Raw genomic sequence first — 15,323 nt, 5'->3', positions numbered from 1 at the left:
TCTCCGGTTAATCCCGGAGATTTTTTTTCCTAGGCTGAAACAAAGTGACTCAAAACGTTCAACTAGAAATTTGTAATACTTTTTCAGCTGAAGAAGATCCAAGCTATTTAAATAGCGAACCAGATGCTCTATTGGAAAAAGTGGAAGACTGCATGCTCAATGCCTTAGTTGGTGGCTTTGAGAGGAATGTAGAGGGATCTGCTGTTTTGAATGAAGCAATTGAGTATCACCTACGCTCCGGAGGGCAGAGACTCAGAGCGCGTATTGCTTTAAGTGCGGGAAAGGCTATTGGCCTTGATGATCATGACGTTATTTGTATTGCAGCTGCCGTTGAGTTGTTGCATAACGCCTCGCTAATTCATGATGACCTTCAGGATGGGGATCAATTCCGCCGTGGTCACGAGTCAGTGTGGAGTAAGTTTGGCAAAAATACCGCAATCTGCTGCGGTGATTTCTATTTATCCGCTGCCTATGCTGTCCTTGCTGAAGTCAGCAAATCTGACGTGCTACCCCAAATGCTCAAGATCATGCATCAGAGAGTGGCTCAGGCAAGTTATGGGCAATCTGCTGATTTATCGATTACGCGCGACCAATTGACTTTAGAGGCCTATCTTGAGGTTGTTATGGCTAAGTCAGGGGCTTTATTAAGCCTGCCATTAGAGTTTGTCCTCTTACTTGGTGGGCATGACAAAAGTATGCAGACTGCTTACCAGGCCTGTAAGGATTTTGCGGTTGGATTTCAGATCTTTGATGACTTGAGAGATGCTTCAACAGACTCTCTACAGGGTGTGAATGGCGGTGAGCGCCTCAACATTATTTCTGTATTTGAGCAATTGAATCATGGATTAGATATTTCGTTTGATCCTGTTGAAGCAGCTAAGGAAATTGCAGTAAAGCATCTCAAAAGATCTGAGCTCTCTTTAGTTCAGTTGCCATCACAATCAGGCCAACTGCTAGAGGAATGTACTAAAAACATCAGCGGTCTAGTAAAGGCGCTTCATTGATAGAGAGAATGATATGCACGCCATAGTCATCGGCGCAGGATTTGGAGGAATAGCCAGCGCTTTGCGTCTGAAAGCAAAGGGTTACAAAGTGACCTTAATTGATCGGACCGATCAATTGGGGGGTAGGGCGCAATCCTTTGAACGTAATGGCTTTCGTCATGATGCTGGTCCTACCGTCATTACGGCACCTTTCTTATTTGACGAGCTCTTTGAGCTTTTCGATGAAAAGCTTGCTGATTACATTAATTTAGTTCCATTAAAGCCTTGGTACCGGTTTGAATATGCCGATGGTGAGCATTTTGACTATGGCGGCACTTTAGAAGAAACCTTAGCAGAAATTAAGAGAATTGAGCCTGCTGACTGCGATGGCTATTTGCGCCTACTGGAGCATTCGAAGCGTATCTTTGCTGTGGGCTTCACGGAACTATCGGCCCAGTCCTTTGATAGCTTCTGGATTATGTTAAAGCAGATCCCAAGACTGGTTCGACTGCAGAGTTATAAAACGGTTTGGCAACTAGTCACTCATTACCTCAAGAATGACAAATTACGCCAAGCTTTTTCTATTCAGCCTCTGTTGGTTGGCGGAAATCCATTTGATACAACCAGTATTTATGGCTTAATTCATTATCTAGAGCGGGCTTATGGCGTTCACTTTGCTATGGGTGGTACGAATGCGATCGTCGTTGCCCTTGAAAATTTAATGATGCGTCAAGGCATTGATATTCAGTTGGGTAAGACTGTGAAATCCCTAGTGATTGAAGATAGCTGTATTAAAGGAGTAACACTAGAAAGCGGTCAAACATTGAAAGCCGATATCGTGGTGTCTAATGCCGATCCCGCCCATCTTTATCGTCGTATGGTTGAGCCTAAAAAACAATCCTGGATGACGCGTTTTAAGGCGAATAAACCGAAATTTTCTATGGGTTTATTTGTTCTGTACTTCGGGACAACTAAAACCTATCCCGATGTAGCTCACCATACTATTTGGCTCGGAAAGCGTTACCAGGGCCTACTGAAAGATATTTTTGATCATAAGATCTTGTCGGATGACTTTTCTCTTTACTTACATCGTCCTACGGCAACAGATCCCAGTTTCGCACCTGCTGGCTGCGATAGCTTTTACGTTCTTTGCCCAGTGCCAAACTTATTGGGTCAGCAAGATTGGGCAATTGAGGGTCCAAAATTACGTGATCGAATAGTTGATGCCCTTGGTAAAACGATCTTGCCAAATCTGACTCAAACGATTACCGAAGATTTTTATATGACACCAAAAGATTTTGAAAAAAATTATTTGAGTGAGCACGGCGCAGGATTTTCAATTGCCCCCTTATTTAGCCAGTCAGCCTGGTTTCGCTTTCATAACCGGGCAGAGGGATTGAAAAATCTCTATGTGGTCGGCGCTGGCACTCATCCGGGAGCTGGTTTGCCTGGGGTGATTTCCTCGGCCAAAGTGATTGACTCTTTAATACCAAGTATTGAATAAAGTGGGCACTCAAACCAATTTTTCAAGTGCTGAAAGTGTCCTTGCCAACAAGGGAAGGAGCTTTCATTGGGCTCGCCGTTTATTGGGAAAAATTCATTCAGAGCGCGCTACTCGCCTTTATCGTTTATGTCGTTATATTGATGACTTAGGGGATGAAGAGAATTCCGTTGTCGTATCTAGGCAAAAGTTACTAGAAGCAAGAAATGCATTTAATTTGGAGCATTCAGATAACGAAGTTCTAAATGATGGCTTGAGCTTGTTGAATGAATGTCAGATTGATAAATCGATCGTATTGGATTTAATTGCGGGCGTAGATTCTGATACGCAATTGGTCAGAATAGAAGATCAAGATGCCTTGTTAAGGTATTGCTATCAGGTTGCAGGAACGGTTGGGCTGATGATGAGTAAGGCACTAGATACGCATGATGAGGCTGCTTACCCGTTCGCGATTGATCTTGGTATTGCAATGCAGATCACCAATATTTGCCGTGATGTAAAAGTAGATGCCTTAGCTAATCGACGTTACATTCCTGCCAACCTAGTTCAGGATTTCGAGCCAATTGCACTCATAGACCCCAATGAGCAGCAAAAAAAATTGATCCAGAGTGCTGTGGCGAACTTACTCGATTGCGCAGAAAAATATTATGCAAGTGGTGAAAAGGGGCTCCCTTATCTGCCGCTGGAGGCAAGGTTATCCATACTAGTGGCAGCTCGTGTTTATAGAGAAATTGGCAGAGAGCTGAAAAACCAAAATTATGAGTACTGGCATCGCCGTATTGTGGTCTCTACGCCAAGAAAAATCGTGATTACTGTTCAAGCTTTAGCATCCTCATTGCTGAGCCCCAACTTCTGGCGGCGACCCAAGCAGCACGATGCACATCTTCATCGGGCTTTATTAAGCCAAAGTTCTTCATAATTTAGCTCATTTCAATTAATGCAAACTGATCTAGATCTGCTGATCATTGGAGCTGGATGTGCTGGCCTCAGTCTAGGGGTGCAGCTAGCCAAGATGAAGGAGCGGGCTCCAAAAGTGCTTTTACTGGAGCAGAGAACGGTTTATGAGAATGATCGAACTTGGTGTTTTTGGGGGCAGCAAGAGAATGCCTATTCTGATTTGGTCAATCATGAATGGAGCAAATTAACCATTCAGTCAAAAAAAGAAGCAATTTCTTTGGACTGCTCCTTTGCCCCTTATCAAATCTTATCTTCGGATCGGTTTTATGAGAAAGCCCTTCAATCGATTGCATTGAACCCATTGCTTGATCTGAGGATGGGTTCGTCATTATTAAAAGAACCTAAATGGCAGCAGGGTTGGTGGTATTTTGAAACTACTTTTGGTCAACTGCGTACTAAATCGGTAGTGGATACTCGACCTAAAGCATTGCATGATTTAAAGCGCACCAAGCTGTGGCAATCATTCCTGGGGTATGAGATTGAATGCGATCAAGCTAGATTTGATCCCAATACGGCAGTCCTGATGGATTTTTACAAGGCAAACTCGGAGTTCGTCGGTTTTAACTATGTATTACCGCAATCAGAGAAGAGGGCTTTAATTGAATTTACGGTGTTTGCAGAGCAGCCTTATCTTGAGGATGATTTAGTGGATAAGCTTGAAGAGTCAGTGGCCCAGTACATTGGTAGTCAAGGTTACAGAATACTCAGGAAAGAGTCGGGAATGATTCCGATGGGACTTGCTATTGACGATATCTCCTCAAGCACTCCTGATGCCCATCCATCTTATATTCGTGCAGGATTAACGGCCGGCGCTGCAAGACCTGCAACGGGATATGCCTTCCAGAGAATTCAGCATTGGGCTGTGCAGTGTGCAAATTCCTTATCTCAATCTGGTGTGCCAACTACCCATGCCAAAGACTTTTTCTTATTGCGAAAAATGGATGACATCTTTCTTAATGTGATTCGGAATAATCCAGAATTAGGGCCATCGCTATTCATGGCCTTATTTTCCAGGGTGGATTGCAAGAGAGTAGTTCGATTTTTATCTGATCAAGGAAGTTTGCTGGATTATCTTTCGGTGGTTAAGGCTTTGCCAGCCACCCCTTTCCTCAAAGAGATTTTGAAAATCTCCCGCCACTAATGAATAAGATTCAAATGCAGGGTTTATTTTTTAGTTTGCTTGCGATTGTCGTAGCTCTGACTTCGATGTTGCTTGTGCCAGCTAATCCCACTATTTCCCTAGTTATCCTTGCTGCTCTCATCTTCTTTTTTGGTGTTCCGCATGGCGCACTAGATCCTGTTTTCGCCCAAAAACTACTGCTGTTAAAAAGTTGGCAAGACTGGACAAAATTTGTCATTGTTTACTTAGCCTTATCCATGCTTGTCGTTTTTATTTGGTGGCAGTTGCCGCTGTTTTTTATGGGTAGCTTTTTGCTGCTCTCAGTCATGCACTTTTCTAGGGACTTAAATGACCAGGTACCTAGAGTGACCCGGGTTTTATATGGTGGATCCATGATTTTTCTGCCAACGATTTTTCACTTTGAAGAGATGCAAAATTTATTCTCTTTGATTCTGGATGCAGATGCTGGATTGCAGATTGCATCATTCTTACATGTCTTAGCTTGGCCCTGGCTAGTGGGAATTCTCATCGGCATCTATTTTCAGTTCAATAGAGGATGGCTCGTTGGATTGGAAATACTCGCGGTAGCGCTTCTATCTACCTTAGCCTCTCCACTAGTCTCATTTACGCTGTATTTCTGCGGCATGCATAGCTCGAGACATATGATGCGCACTGGAGCCTACTCTGGTTTGAATTTCATGAAACTAGGTCTAGTGTCTCTGGGGCCGATGTTGGGCGTGATTTTCATTGCCTTATTGGCTTGGTTTTATTTGCCCGAACTACCTAACTATGAACGCCTATTGAGACTGGTATTTGTAGGTTTAGCAGCATTAACAGTACCTCACATGTTGCTGATCGATCGGGTTCGCTACCAGCAATAACTTTTTTAGATTTTGGTAGTCTTAAGATGATGCGCCTCTAACCATAAGACCTTTAACTAGTCACACCCCGATTTGCAATCTTCCTAGCAATCAATTGCACAATGACCTGAGTAATGATGGCTACCACTATCGATGTTAGGCATGCCAACCAAATAGATGTTGTTGTTAGTAGAAGGGTAAATGTTAAAAAGAATGCTGCAAATGAATAGAGGCCTTTGACCATTCCCCGATAAACCTGTGTGACATGAGCGGGCCCTAAAGTCTGATGGGTAAATACAGCGAGCACTAATCCAATGACTGGAAAAACTGCCAAGATCCCGCTCCAAACCTCACCTAAGGTAGCGGCTAAAGTAGTTACCGAGAAAGTTAATAAAGCACCAACCAACATACGCCAAGGAAGGTCATGTAATTTGGTTTTGGGCGGGGCAGTTGGTTGAATACGGGGCAGTAAAAATGGTGTGATAACTAAAGAGATTGCGGCAATGACTAAGGACATGCCCAGATTTGGAGAGGTCATGGCTAAAGCGAGAGCAAACATGAACCACGCTATTAAGGCAGCAATGAGGGCTAATGGCCAACTTAGACGAATGCATGCCCAAGAATAGACCAGGCCAAATATCAGTAGGTCAGCTGTAGCCGAGATTGCAGATATGGAGGTTAGCGCTGCAAATTGAGTACCTTGTTCCAGTGCAATGAAGGTGATGATAGGCCCCGCTACCACTGGAAAAGCACCCATGAGACCCGCAACGCCAGAACCCCACTTACGACCCGCTAAGGTAATTAAGCCAATAAAGAGGGGAACGATGGTGATTTTAAGAATGAGCATTACGGCTTAATTATAGGTAAATACCCTTTTAAAACCCTCAAGACTGTATTTGAGTGACCGCCCTCATATTTCCTCAAACCTTGTATTTGGGCCATCGGGTTTTTGCCAATGAGTAATCTGATTCGATTAATATATTTATTAATATTAAATATCTAAGTCCCGAGCAGGTTTTTTTATGAAAAAATTTCTTTCTACTTTAGCCTTGGCTTCGCTGATGAGCCTCAATTATTCAGTGGTTTATGCCGATCCACCAATGCCGCCTTTTTACGCCTCCGTCATGAAAATGGCTCCCGAGGGTAAATTGGGGCAAGTCATTAAGAAAGAAAAAATAGAAACCACCCTTAAAGGTGCGCGAGCATGGAGGATTGCTTACATTTCTTCCGATGTTGTGGGGCGTAAAACCATCTCCACTGGAACAATCATTGTTCCTATTGGTACGACACCAAAAGAGGGCAGACCTATTTTGGCTTGGGCGCACGGCACAACCGGTTCGGCACAAAATTGTGGCCCATCCCAAATCATTGATCCCACTCGTTCACTCAATCAGCACTTTTTGACGGATGGTGACTCGTGGACCGATTTTGGAATTCCGAATGGTCAACAGTTTATAGATCAAGGTTATGTAGTTGTGGCTACCGACTATCAGGGTTTGGGCGGCGGTGGTAAGCATCAATATGCGGTTGCACAAACCAATGGCAGAGATGTAATTAACTCTGCAAGAGCGGCTAGCTCTATGAAAGAGGCGGGTGCCGGTAAAAAAACGATAGTGTATGGTTGGTCACAAGGCGGTGGAGCCGCTATTGCTGCTGCAAGCGTGCCTGACTATTTAGATCTTCAAGGCACTGCCGCAGATAATCTGCAATACCTTGGCTTTGTTGCATTGGCTCCAGAGGATTTGGCAGTCATGCTGCCGAATGTACCCACAGATGAGGCGGCTGCAAAAAAACTCATGAATGGCTTTACACAGGCCAACGTCCCCAATGTATTTTTATTTGCGCACTATGTGATGGGTCTTTGGGGTACTCAGGCTGCATTCCCTAGTCTGCAGCTGACGGATATGCTTACGGATGAAGGCGTTACAGTTGTGGATAAGCTATCACGAAATAAATGCGTCCATGTGATGGCTGATACATTGAACTATGCCTACGGAGATAACTATAAATCGCTGTTAAAGCCTGAGACTAGTAATTCTTTGGCATGGATAAAAGCATTTGTGGATGGTAGTGTGAAACCGGTGAAACCAGTAGCGCCTGTGGTGATTTACTGGGGTACGAAAGACACTGCGGTCCCTCCAATCATGCATGAGCTTTATCAAAAGCAGATGTGCGCAATGGGTGCACACGTTGCCAGAAATCAACTCCCCGGACAGCAAACCCACTTTACAACTCCCGCTGTTTCAGCGCCCATGTATCTTGAGTGGGTGAAGGATCGTATTGCTGGAAAGCCATTAGCAAATGGATGCCCAAAGAGCTAGATCTATCGTAAAACCAATATTTGCGAGGCTAGATTTAATATCATTGAGGGCTTCGATGAGTTAACTTCGTAGCCCTCAAAAGTTGAGTCTGACAAAGTGATATCTATCGAGTGTTTTCCGGAGCGATCAAATAACTTTGGTAATGCATCTCTTAAAGGAAGTTCGCTCACAGTTTTACTGAGCGTAGATCACGGCGAAATAGTCTTTTGGATCCGTCCAGATCTGAGTTGATGCAAAGCCCGCATCTTTCAGTAATTGTTGGATAGACTGAATAGTGTATTTGTGTGAATTCTCAGTGTGAATTAATTCACCTTTTTTAAATACCCTGGAATTTCCTGGCCACGTGACTGTTAGGTCTTCTAGTGCCTCTAGGTAGAGCTCAACCCTTTTTTCTGCATGATTTACTTTGACTATATGGCGGAACTGATCAACTCGAAAATTAGAACCTAAATATGAATTAATCGATCTCAAAATATTAAGATTAAAAGCAGCTGTAACCTTGAGAGGATCATCGTATGCCGCGATCAGCACAGAGTCTTCCTTCATCAAGTCAACGCCAATTAATAATCCGCCATTGTTAGCTTGTTTCTGAATTTGGCTCAGTAGCTGGAGTGCCTCAGTACTCAGGAAGTTACCAATGCTCGAGCCAGGATAAAAAAAGATTCTTTTAGTCGCAGCAATGGAGTCGGGAATGATGAGTTGCTTGGAAAAATCCATGCCAATGCATTGCATCAGTATTTGAGGATACTTTCCCGCTAGCTTTTTTAATGCATCTTGCAGGTATTCAACTGAAAAATCAATTGCAAGATAGCTGGAGGGTTTAAGGGAGCTAAAAAAAGATTCTGCTTTTTGGCAATTTCCAGCGCCCAAATCGATCAAGGTGCCCCCGATGCCGGTCGCACTAGCTATTTCATCTCGGTATTGAGTAAAAATATTTTTTTCGGTACTAGTAGGATAGTACTCAGGTAGCAAGGTAATCGCGGTGAAAAGGTGTGAGCCCAAAGGATCATATAAAAACTTCGGTGAAATCGAGGCAAAAGGGGCCAGCAAACCCTTTTCAATCTCAGGTACGAAGTGATTGGGGGTAATTGCTATATCTCTAGGAGTGATGGGTATTTGCATGAATTTCTATAACGGTATTGACTTTAAGTTCCTTAGTCTTTATACAACATAAAGCGATGAATTAGTTAATGTTGAGTATCGACAAGAAAGTGCTCTATAGCTGCGACATGTGACGGACTTTAAACCTACTTTATGCTGGAGCTTCTAAATTGACGATATTCAATGGGATATCGATCTCCCTTGGTGTAGGCTCAGTTTATTATGTGAACAATACTTCAGGTAGTCGAGCTGGACGGGGTGCTTGAGCCTCTAGAACTTTTGCCATTCTCAAGCAATTATTAAAACCTTAAGGACTTGAATATGAAATTGTCACCAAAATTACTCACCTTCTTATTGATGGCGCAATGCGCAACTACTTTTGCCAAAGGCAATGCTGACACAATATTTTTCGGCGGCCCTATTGTTACTGTCAATCAGAAGAATGAAGAAGTTCAAGCGCTTGCGGTACAGAACGGGAAGATCGTAGCAGTGGGCACTAAAGATGCTGTGACTAAGGAGTGGCAGGCAGGAAATACCAAGATCGTCGATCTCAATGGTCAAACTTTAATGCCTGGATTCATCGAGCCACATGTCCATATTATGGTGACTTCCGTATTTGAAGGTCTTGGGCTTAATTTAAGTAACTTTACTTTGCCTTATGACACGCTCGACACTTTGAGCCAAAAGATGAAGGCCGCCCTAAAGAATGTTCCACCTGGCGGTTGGTTATTTGGCTTTGGCGTTGACCCATCTCGCACTACCCCATTTATGGCGGAATTTACTGCCGATGATTTAGACAAAGTCTCCAAAGATGTACCTATTTTTATTGTTAACCAGTCGGGTCATATTGCTTATGTGAATAACAAGGCCCTGGAGCTGGCTGGCGTGACCAATAAAACACCGAATCCTGCTGGTGGTGGAGTTTATGTGAAAGATGCCAAAGGCAAGCTCACTGGGAAGCTAGTAGAGCCCCCTTCCTATTTACCATTTTTGGCAAAAATGCCTGCTCCAACTGAGGCTCAATTACTTGGCGCGATCCAAGGTACTTTAAAGAAGATAGCGTCTACAGGTGTCACAACTGCATCTGAAATGAGTGTTGGCGGTAATTTTGGCGTTGACAAAGAGGTGGCAATTTATAAATCCATTTTTGCAAAAAATGCATCGCCTATTCGGGTCCGTGGCTATTTATTTAGTGAGGCCATGCCGACCGGGAAAACCTCTATCAAACCAAATGAGGGTGATGACCAATTACGTTTTATTGGTATTAAATACATCTCTGATGGTTCTACGCAGGGCTTAACTGCAGCGCTGAATGCACCATATAGCTATCCTAAAAATTCAAAATGGAGTGGGGCCCTCAATTTCAAGGATGCTGATATTCATGCTTCCATGAAATCCTATTTTGATCAAGGCTGGCAAATCTCAACACATGCCAATGGTGATAAGGCGATCGACCAGACCCTAAATAACTACTCTAAAGTGTTAGCCGGCAACCCAAAACCTCAAGAACGCCGTCTACGGATTGAGCATTTCACGGTGAATAATGAATCTCAAGTGAAAAAAGCGGTGAAGTTGGGCGTTGTACCGAGCTTTACTATTGGTCACGTAGATTATTGGGGCGCGGCATTTAATGATCATATTATTGGGCCAGAGCGCGCCAAGCGAATTGATCCTGCTGGAGACTTTAAACGCGCGGGTGGTAAATTTACTTTACATAGCGATACGCCGGTCTCTAATGTAGGGCCTTTGAACTACGTCAGCGAGGAAGTGACGCGTTTGTGGCAGTTACCCCCACAAAAGGTATTGGGCCCTGATCAAGCGGTGTCTGTCGATGATGCTATTCGCGCAATTACCATCGATGCCGCTTATCAAATCTTTGCTGATAATATTGTCGGAAGCTTAGAAGTTGGTAAGCAGGCTGATTTTGTGGTTCTTGAAAAAAATCCCCGTACAACTCCTCCATCTGAGATCCGTAATATCAAAGTTCAGGGAACTTGGATTGACGGTAAGCGGGTAGGCATATAAATCATCCTATGAGCGTATGCTCTCAGTAATCAGATTTAATCGTGTTTGTTTTTAGTATTTCGTTTTTTTAATTAGAAAGAAGAATATGTCATTTAATCACTCAGTTATTTGGATTGACCATCAAGAAGCCCATGTTATTTATTTCAATCCCACTGCCAGTGAGAGTGAAGTGATTAAGACAAGATCTACCCACAAAAATACCCACCACAAAAGTGGTTCAGTAAGTGGTTCCCATGCTGGCCCAGATGAACACTACTTACATGAAGTCATTCAGGCCGTTAAAGAATCTAAAGAGATTTTGATTGTTGGGCCAGGCTCCGCAAAATTAGAGCTCATGAAGCACGCTACTAAGCATGATCATTTAACTGCTGATAAGGTTGTTGGGATTGAGACCGTTGACCATCCTACAGATGGACAGCTGTTAGCTTTTGCTAAGAAATATTTTGTGAAAGCAGATGCATTAAAAGGTGACACTATCATTACCGGTTGATAATCTATCCCCCTGAAAATGGGGGATAATTTATTCATGCTGCTCATCACTGCATTCATCATTAACGGAGCATTGGCTCTGACAGCAATTTTGTTGCATTATGAGGCCCTGTCTCAGTTGGATAAAAATCTACTGAAGTTAGCGCATATCCCACCTCGATTTAGGGTTTTGATAGGTGTTGGCGCTATTTTTATGGCACATGTCATTGAGATTTGGCTTTTTGCTTTGGGCTATTTCTTTACCTTGCAATTTCAGGGTATGGGAGGTCTTGTGGGCGAGCTCTCGGGTCATGGTGTGTTGCTAGACTGCGCTTATTTGTCATTTGTTACATTCACAACATTGGGTTACGGGGAGATTGTTGCTCAAGGTTATTTGAGATATCTCACTGGTGTTGAGGCGCTTACCGGTTTTATATTAATTACTTGGTCTGCTTCATTTTTGTTCATTGAGATGCAAAAGTATTGGACTACGCACAAGTCTATTGAGGTCAAGTAGTCAAAGTCAGCAGTAATTAAGCCTTTCGGCTCCATCTATCTTCCCTGGGTTCTCATGTTCTCTCTTTCAAAATGCTTCATTCTTCTCTGTGCCTGTACTCTCATGGGCTGTCAATCAATGGGAAGCGATGGAAAGCCCTTAACGGAGCAGGAGATTCTCCAAAAACGACAGGCCACCTTAGCAATGTCCAAGGTGGGCTTGGCGGATTTAATTAAACAAAATCCTGCGATCCAAAAAGAATTCAATGCTGCTCCTGGATACGCAGTCTTCAGTACCACGAACGTCAATGTTGTTTTGTTAGTTTTGGCAAGAGGTGAAGGTGTGCTGTTTGATCGACGTCGTTCTGAACCTGTTTTTATGAAGGCGATGAAAACAGGTGAGGGCATTGGTGCAGGCTATCAAGACCAATATCAAATCATCCTCTTTAAAAATACAGACGCCATTGATCAGTTTCTAGTGACCTCAATTGATGGACAACGCGGTGGCATGGATTTGGATGCTAATTTTTCTGCTGGCTCAGGTGGAACCATTCGTTCTTTTAATCCCTATATTACGATCTATACAGTGGGTTTATCTGGCTATGACTTGCAAGCAAACTATGGCGGAACTTTGTATTTAGTGGATCAACAATTGAATGATGCTAAGACCTTAAGTACTCTGCCGACCAAGAAAAAGTAATTTATCGATAACGTTGCTGGTATTGCAGTGCGGTTTGAATAGTTTGGAAGTGAACATCTACTGTAGTCTGAATTTCTTTTCCATATCCTCCTGCCATGCTAAATGCGATGGGTATGTGACGATCTAAGCCGAACTGGAATACGCATTCGTCCCGTTGGCGCATCCCATCCTTGCTGATATTGAGTTTTCCTAAGCGATCTCCTTCGTGAGGATCGGCGCCAGCCAGGTAAATCATGATATCGGGCTTGAACCTTTTCTCCAGCATTTCTAGGCCTTGGTGTAGTGCAGTTAAATAAGATTGATCTGCGGTTTCATCTGGTAGGCCAATATCCAGATCACTCACTTCTTTTGTAAACGGGAAATTATTTTCACCATGGATAGAGAGGGTAAAAATAGAGGCATCATTCTCTAAAATTGAGGCCGTGCCATTGCCTTGATGTACATCTAGATCAATCACGGCAACTTTTAATTTGGGATTCACTTCTCGTTGCAGTGCTCGTGCCGCAATGGCCGAATCATTAAAAACGCAGAATCCACTCCCTTTATTGCGGTAGGCGTGGTGTGTACCCCCGGCTAAATTTCCAGCTATTCCTTCTTTTAGTGCGATATTGGCCGCCGCTAAAGTCGCTCCAGCTGACCTGCGAGAGCGTTCCACCATTTGGGTGCTCCAAGGAAATCCAATCTCTTTTTGTTCTTGCGGGCTCAGTGTCCCCTGTAATACTTTAATGAGATAGCTAGCATCATGCGCATAGAGTATTTGCGAATCCGTAACTGTAGGCGCATTCTCGAGTTGAACGCCTTCTAATTGCGAGACTAAGTCGCGCAATTTCTTGTACTTTTCCATCGGAAAGCGATGCCCGTCAGGAAGTGGTAAAACATAGTGGTCGGCGTAGAACGCTTTCAATGGCTATCTCGCAGTAGATTCATGATGATGAGTCTATTCGTTTTTTAATAGGTCAGTATGCGTAAGTCAGAAAAATCCGGATTCAAGGGGAATAAGTCCCATTTGCCTAGCAAGTTATGTGTCGCTTGCGGTAGGGAAATGACTTGGCGTAAATCTTGGGAGAAGAATTGGGAGTCCGTGAAGTATTGTTCAAATGCTTGCCGTCTTAAGAAGTCTTCACCAACAGCAACTGGGTAGAAATAGATGACCGTGCTAATTTACTGGTTCAGAAATGATTTAAGGCTAAACGATAATCCCGCACTAATGGAGGCCTGTCTACAAGCTGACTATTTAGTCCCCGTTTATATTCATCCCCCGCAAGCACAGCTTACTCATGCTCCCGGTTTTCCAAGAGAGAGTCGTCACCGCCAAACCTTTCTACGAGAGTCTTTGGACGACTTAAAAGGCCAACTACGTGGCCTGGGATCTGATTTATTAGAGTATGCCGGCGAGCCTGCTGATGTATTGGTGCAATTAACTCAAATCACAGGCGCTGATGCAATTTATTGTGAGCAGATTGAGGCGCCTGAAGAAATACACCAGTGCCAGCAAATTCAAGATCTTGGAATTGAACTCAAAGAGTTCTGGCAGTCCAGTATGTTGGGGCTAGAGAACCTGCCTTTTCCGGTTCAAGATATGCCTGATATGTTTACCCAGTTTCGTAAAGAGATCGAGCGCGCGGGCTTAAAGTTTGCTGCCCCACTGCTTGCGCCATTGCAAATTCCTCCTTTGCCGGAGTTCTCAGAGGTTTTGCCGAGAGTGATAGATGGGGAAGTCGCTCCTTCAGCCGCTATTTTTGCGGGTGGGGAGATGAGTGCCTTGGCCCACTTAAAGCAATATTTAGAGAGGCGCTTACCAGATAGCTATAAAGAAACACGCAATCAATTAATTGGCAAAGACTACTCAAGCAAGTTTTCTCCGGGGCTAGCTTTAGGTTGCATATCCGCAAGGACCATAGCCGCTGAGTTGGCTGAATATGAGGCATGCTATGGTGCAAATGATGGCACTTATTGGCTTTGGTTTGAATTGCTGTGGCGTGATTATTTTCGCTTCCTACACTTCAAATACGGCAATCAACTGTACCGTGCCAGAGGCTTAAGCAAAGCGCCGATTGAGTACAGTGATCCCCAGCAATTTGAGCGTTGGCGTACTGGAAATACCGGTGAGCGACTAATAGATGCAGGAATGCGAGAGCTTCTCAATACGGGTTATTTATCTAATCGAATGCGTCAGATCGTAGCGAGTTACTGGATCTATGATTTGCGGGGCGATTGGCGTTTAGGCGCTGCTTGGTTCGAATCTCAGTTGATTGACTACGATGTTTATAGCAATCAAGGTAATTGGTTGTACATTGCTGGTCGTGGCACAGATCCTAGAGGGGGTAGACCCTTTAATGTTGCCAAACAAACTCAGGATCATGATGCTCAAGGCGCCTATCGAAAACTTTGGCTTGTTACCAACTAGGCTTATATTTCCGCTACTTCCGCATACTGTTGTAGAACTTCTAGGGAGACTTTTTCTAATGCTTTGCTGTGGGTGCTCTCAAGCTTAATCATGGGTGCACAGTTGGCCTCTAGTGCCTCGATCCAACGGTTTAAGCAAAGACACCATTGATCTCCTGCAATTAAGCCCGGAAATTGATACTCCGGTCTTGGGGTAATCAGGTCATTGCCGCGTTTAAGGCTAAATTGCAGAAAGTCATTGCTGACTATGGCGCAGACCAAATGACTCCCAAGATCTTGTTCATTGGTTTTGCAGCAGCCATCTCGAAAGAAACCCGTTAAGGGATCAAAAGAGCAGGGTACTAGAGGCTGGCCTAATACATTTAAGGTGATCTTATCTTGCATGC

General features: G+C 43.8%; 16 protein-coding genes. 12 read left to right on the top strand and 4 right to left on the bottom strand.

Annotation, left to right across the window (positions count from 1 at the left end; all coding sequences use genetic code 11):
- Nucleotides 1-44: 44 nt before the first annotated feature.
- Genes DN92_RS08760 through DN92_RS08740 form a run of 5 tightly spaced genes read left to right on the top strand, consistent with a single transcriptional unit; the run spans nucleotide 45 to nucleotide 5,442 of the window.
- Nucleotides 45-1,004, top strand: coding sequence for a polyprenyl synthetase family protein (locus DN92_RS08760; protein WP_173960876.1), 960 nt, complete (start codon nucleotides 45-47; stop codon nucleotides 1,002-1,004).
- A gap of 13 nt (nucleotides 1,005-1,017) precedes the next feature.
- Nucleotides 1,018-2,487 (top strand): phytoene desaturase family protein, encoded by a 1,470-nt coding sequence (gene crtI, locus DN92_RS08755; RefSeq protein WP_173960875.1) that lies wholly within the window; start codon nucleotides 1,018-1,020, stop codon nucleotides 2,485-2,487.
- Nucleotide 2,488: 1 nt separating this feature from the next.
- Nucleotides 2,489-3,403, top strand: a complete 915-nt coding sequence (locus DN92_RS08750; protein WP_254598384.1) for a phytoene/squalene synthase family protein — start codon at nucleotides 2,489-2,491, stop codon at nucleotides 3,401-3,403.
- An 18-nt stretch (nucleotides 3,404-3,421) separates the two neighbouring features.
- The gene (locus tag DN92_RS08745; protein WP_173960873.1) at nucleotides 3,422-4,582 is read left to right on the top strand and encodes a lycopene cyclase family protein; all 1,161 of its coding nucleotides are present in this window, start codon (nucleotides 3,422-3,424) and stop codon (nucleotides 4,580-4,582) included.
- Entirely contained in the window at nucleotides 4,582-5,442 is an 861-nt protein-coding gene (locus DN92_RS08740) for a Brp/Blh family beta-carotene 15,15'-dioxygenase (protein ID WP_173960872.1), read from the top strand. Before DN92_RS08745 ends, DN92_RS08740 begins: the two co-directional genes overlap by 1 nt.
- Nucleotides 5,443-5,494: 52 nt before the next feature.
- Here DN92_RS08740 and DN92_RS08735 read toward each other — a convergent pair whose 3' ends face one another.
- Nucleotides 5,495-6,268, bottom strand: a complete 774-nt coding sequence (locus tag DN92_RS08735) for a hypothetical protein (protein WP_173960871.1) — start codon at nucleotides 6,266-6,268, stop codon at nucleotides 5,495-5,497.
- Between the two features lie 175 nt (nucleotides 6,269-6,443).
- Between DN92_RS08735 and DN92_RS08730 the strand changes: the two genes are divergently transcribed.
- On the top strand, nucleotides 6,444-7,742 hold the full coding sequence (locus DN92_RS08730) for an alpha/beta hydrolase (RefSeq protein WP_173960870.1): 1,299 nt from the start codon (nucleotides 6,444-6,446) through the stop codon (nucleotides 7,740-7,742).
- A 174-nt stretch (nucleotides 7,743-7,916) separates the two neighbouring features.
- Here DN92_RS08730 and egtD read toward each other — a convergent pair whose 3' ends face one another.
- Nucleotides 7,917-8,864, bottom strand: a complete 948-nt coding sequence (egtD, locus tag DN92_RS08725) for an L-histidine N(alpha)-methyltransferase (protein WP_173960869.1) — start codon at nucleotides 8,862-8,864, stop codon at nucleotides 7,917-7,919.
- Nucleotides 8,865-9,164: 300 nt separating this feature from the next.
- Here egtD and DN92_RS08720 point away from each other — a divergent pair, with 300 nt between their 5' ends.
- From DN92_RS08720 to DN92_RS08705, 4 genes are all read left to right on the top strand, one after another.
- Nucleotides 9,165-10,868, top strand: a complete 1,704-nt coding sequence (locus DN92_RS08720) for an amidohydrolase (RefSeq protein WP_173960868.1) — start codon at nucleotides 9,165-9,167, stop codon at nucleotides 10,866-10,868.
- Between the two features lie 85 nt (nucleotides 10,869-10,953).
- A complete protein-coding gene (locus DN92_RS08715; RefSeq protein ID WP_173960867.1) occupies nucleotides 10,954-11,358 on the top strand; it encodes a translational machinery protein in 405 nt (134 codons plus the stop codon).
- Nucleotides 11,359-11,394: 36 nt separating this feature from the next.
- Nucleotides 11,395-11,853, top strand: a complete 459-nt coding sequence (locus DN92_RS08710) for a potassium channel family protein (RefSeq protein ID WP_173960866.1) — start codon at nucleotides 11,395-11,397, stop codon at nucleotides 11,851-11,853.
- 117 nt (nucleotides 11,854-11,970) lie between these two features.
- Nucleotides 11,971-12,531, top strand: a complete 561-nt coding sequence (locus DN92_RS08705) for a lipid-binding SYLF domain-containing protein (RefSeq protein ID WP_254598285.1) — start codon at nucleotides 11,971-11,973, stop codon at nucleotides 12,529-12,531.
- Nucleotide 12,532: 1 nt separating this feature from the next.
- Here the strand turns inward: DN92_RS08705 and DN92_RS08700 are convergent, their stop codons facing one another.
- Nucleotides 12,533-13,435 (bottom strand): histone deacetylase family protein, encoded by a 903-nt coding sequence (locus DN92_RS08700; RefSeq protein WP_173960864.1) that lies wholly within the window; start codon nucleotides 13,433-13,435, stop codon nucleotides 12,533-12,535.
- 57 nt (nucleotides 13,436-13,492) lie between these two features.
- On the opposite strand from DN92_RS08700, the gene DN92_RS08695 reads away from it, so the two are divergent.
- Nucleotides 13,493-13,672 carry a DUF2256 domain-containing protein gene (locus DN92_RS08695; protein WP_173960863.1) on the top strand — a complete coding sequence of 60 codons (180 nt, stop codon included), beginning with the start codon at nucleotides 13,493-13,495 and terminating at the stop codon, nucleotides 13,670-13,672.
- 6 nt (nucleotides 13,673-13,678) lie between these two features.
- Nucleotides 13,679-14,938, top strand: coding sequence for a DASH family cryptochrome (locus DN92_RS08690; RefSeq protein ID WP_173960862.1), 1,260 nt, complete (start codon nucleotides 13,679-13,681; stop codon nucleotides 14,936-14,938).
- Nucleotides 14,939-14,940: 2 nt separating this feature from the next.
- Here DN92_RS08690 and DN92_RS08685 read toward each other — a convergent pair whose 3' ends face one another.
- The gene (locus DN92_RS08685; RefSeq protein ID WP_173960861.1) at nucleotides 14,941-15,321 is read right to left on the bottom strand and encodes a DUF2237 family protein; all 381 of its coding nucleotides are present in this window, start codon (nucleotides 15,319-15,321) and stop codon (nucleotides 14,941-14,943) included.
- Nucleotides 15,322-15,323 lie beyond the last annotated feature (2 nt).

The organism is Polynucleobacter arcticus (assembly GCF_013307205.1).
Classification (GTDB): Bacteria; Pseudomonadota; Gammaproteobacteria; order Burkholderiales; family Burkholderiaceae; genus Polynucleobacter; species Polynucleobacter arcticus.
Note: the sequence above shows the minus strand (reverse complement) of the source record. Positions and strands in the feature narration are given on the sequence as shown.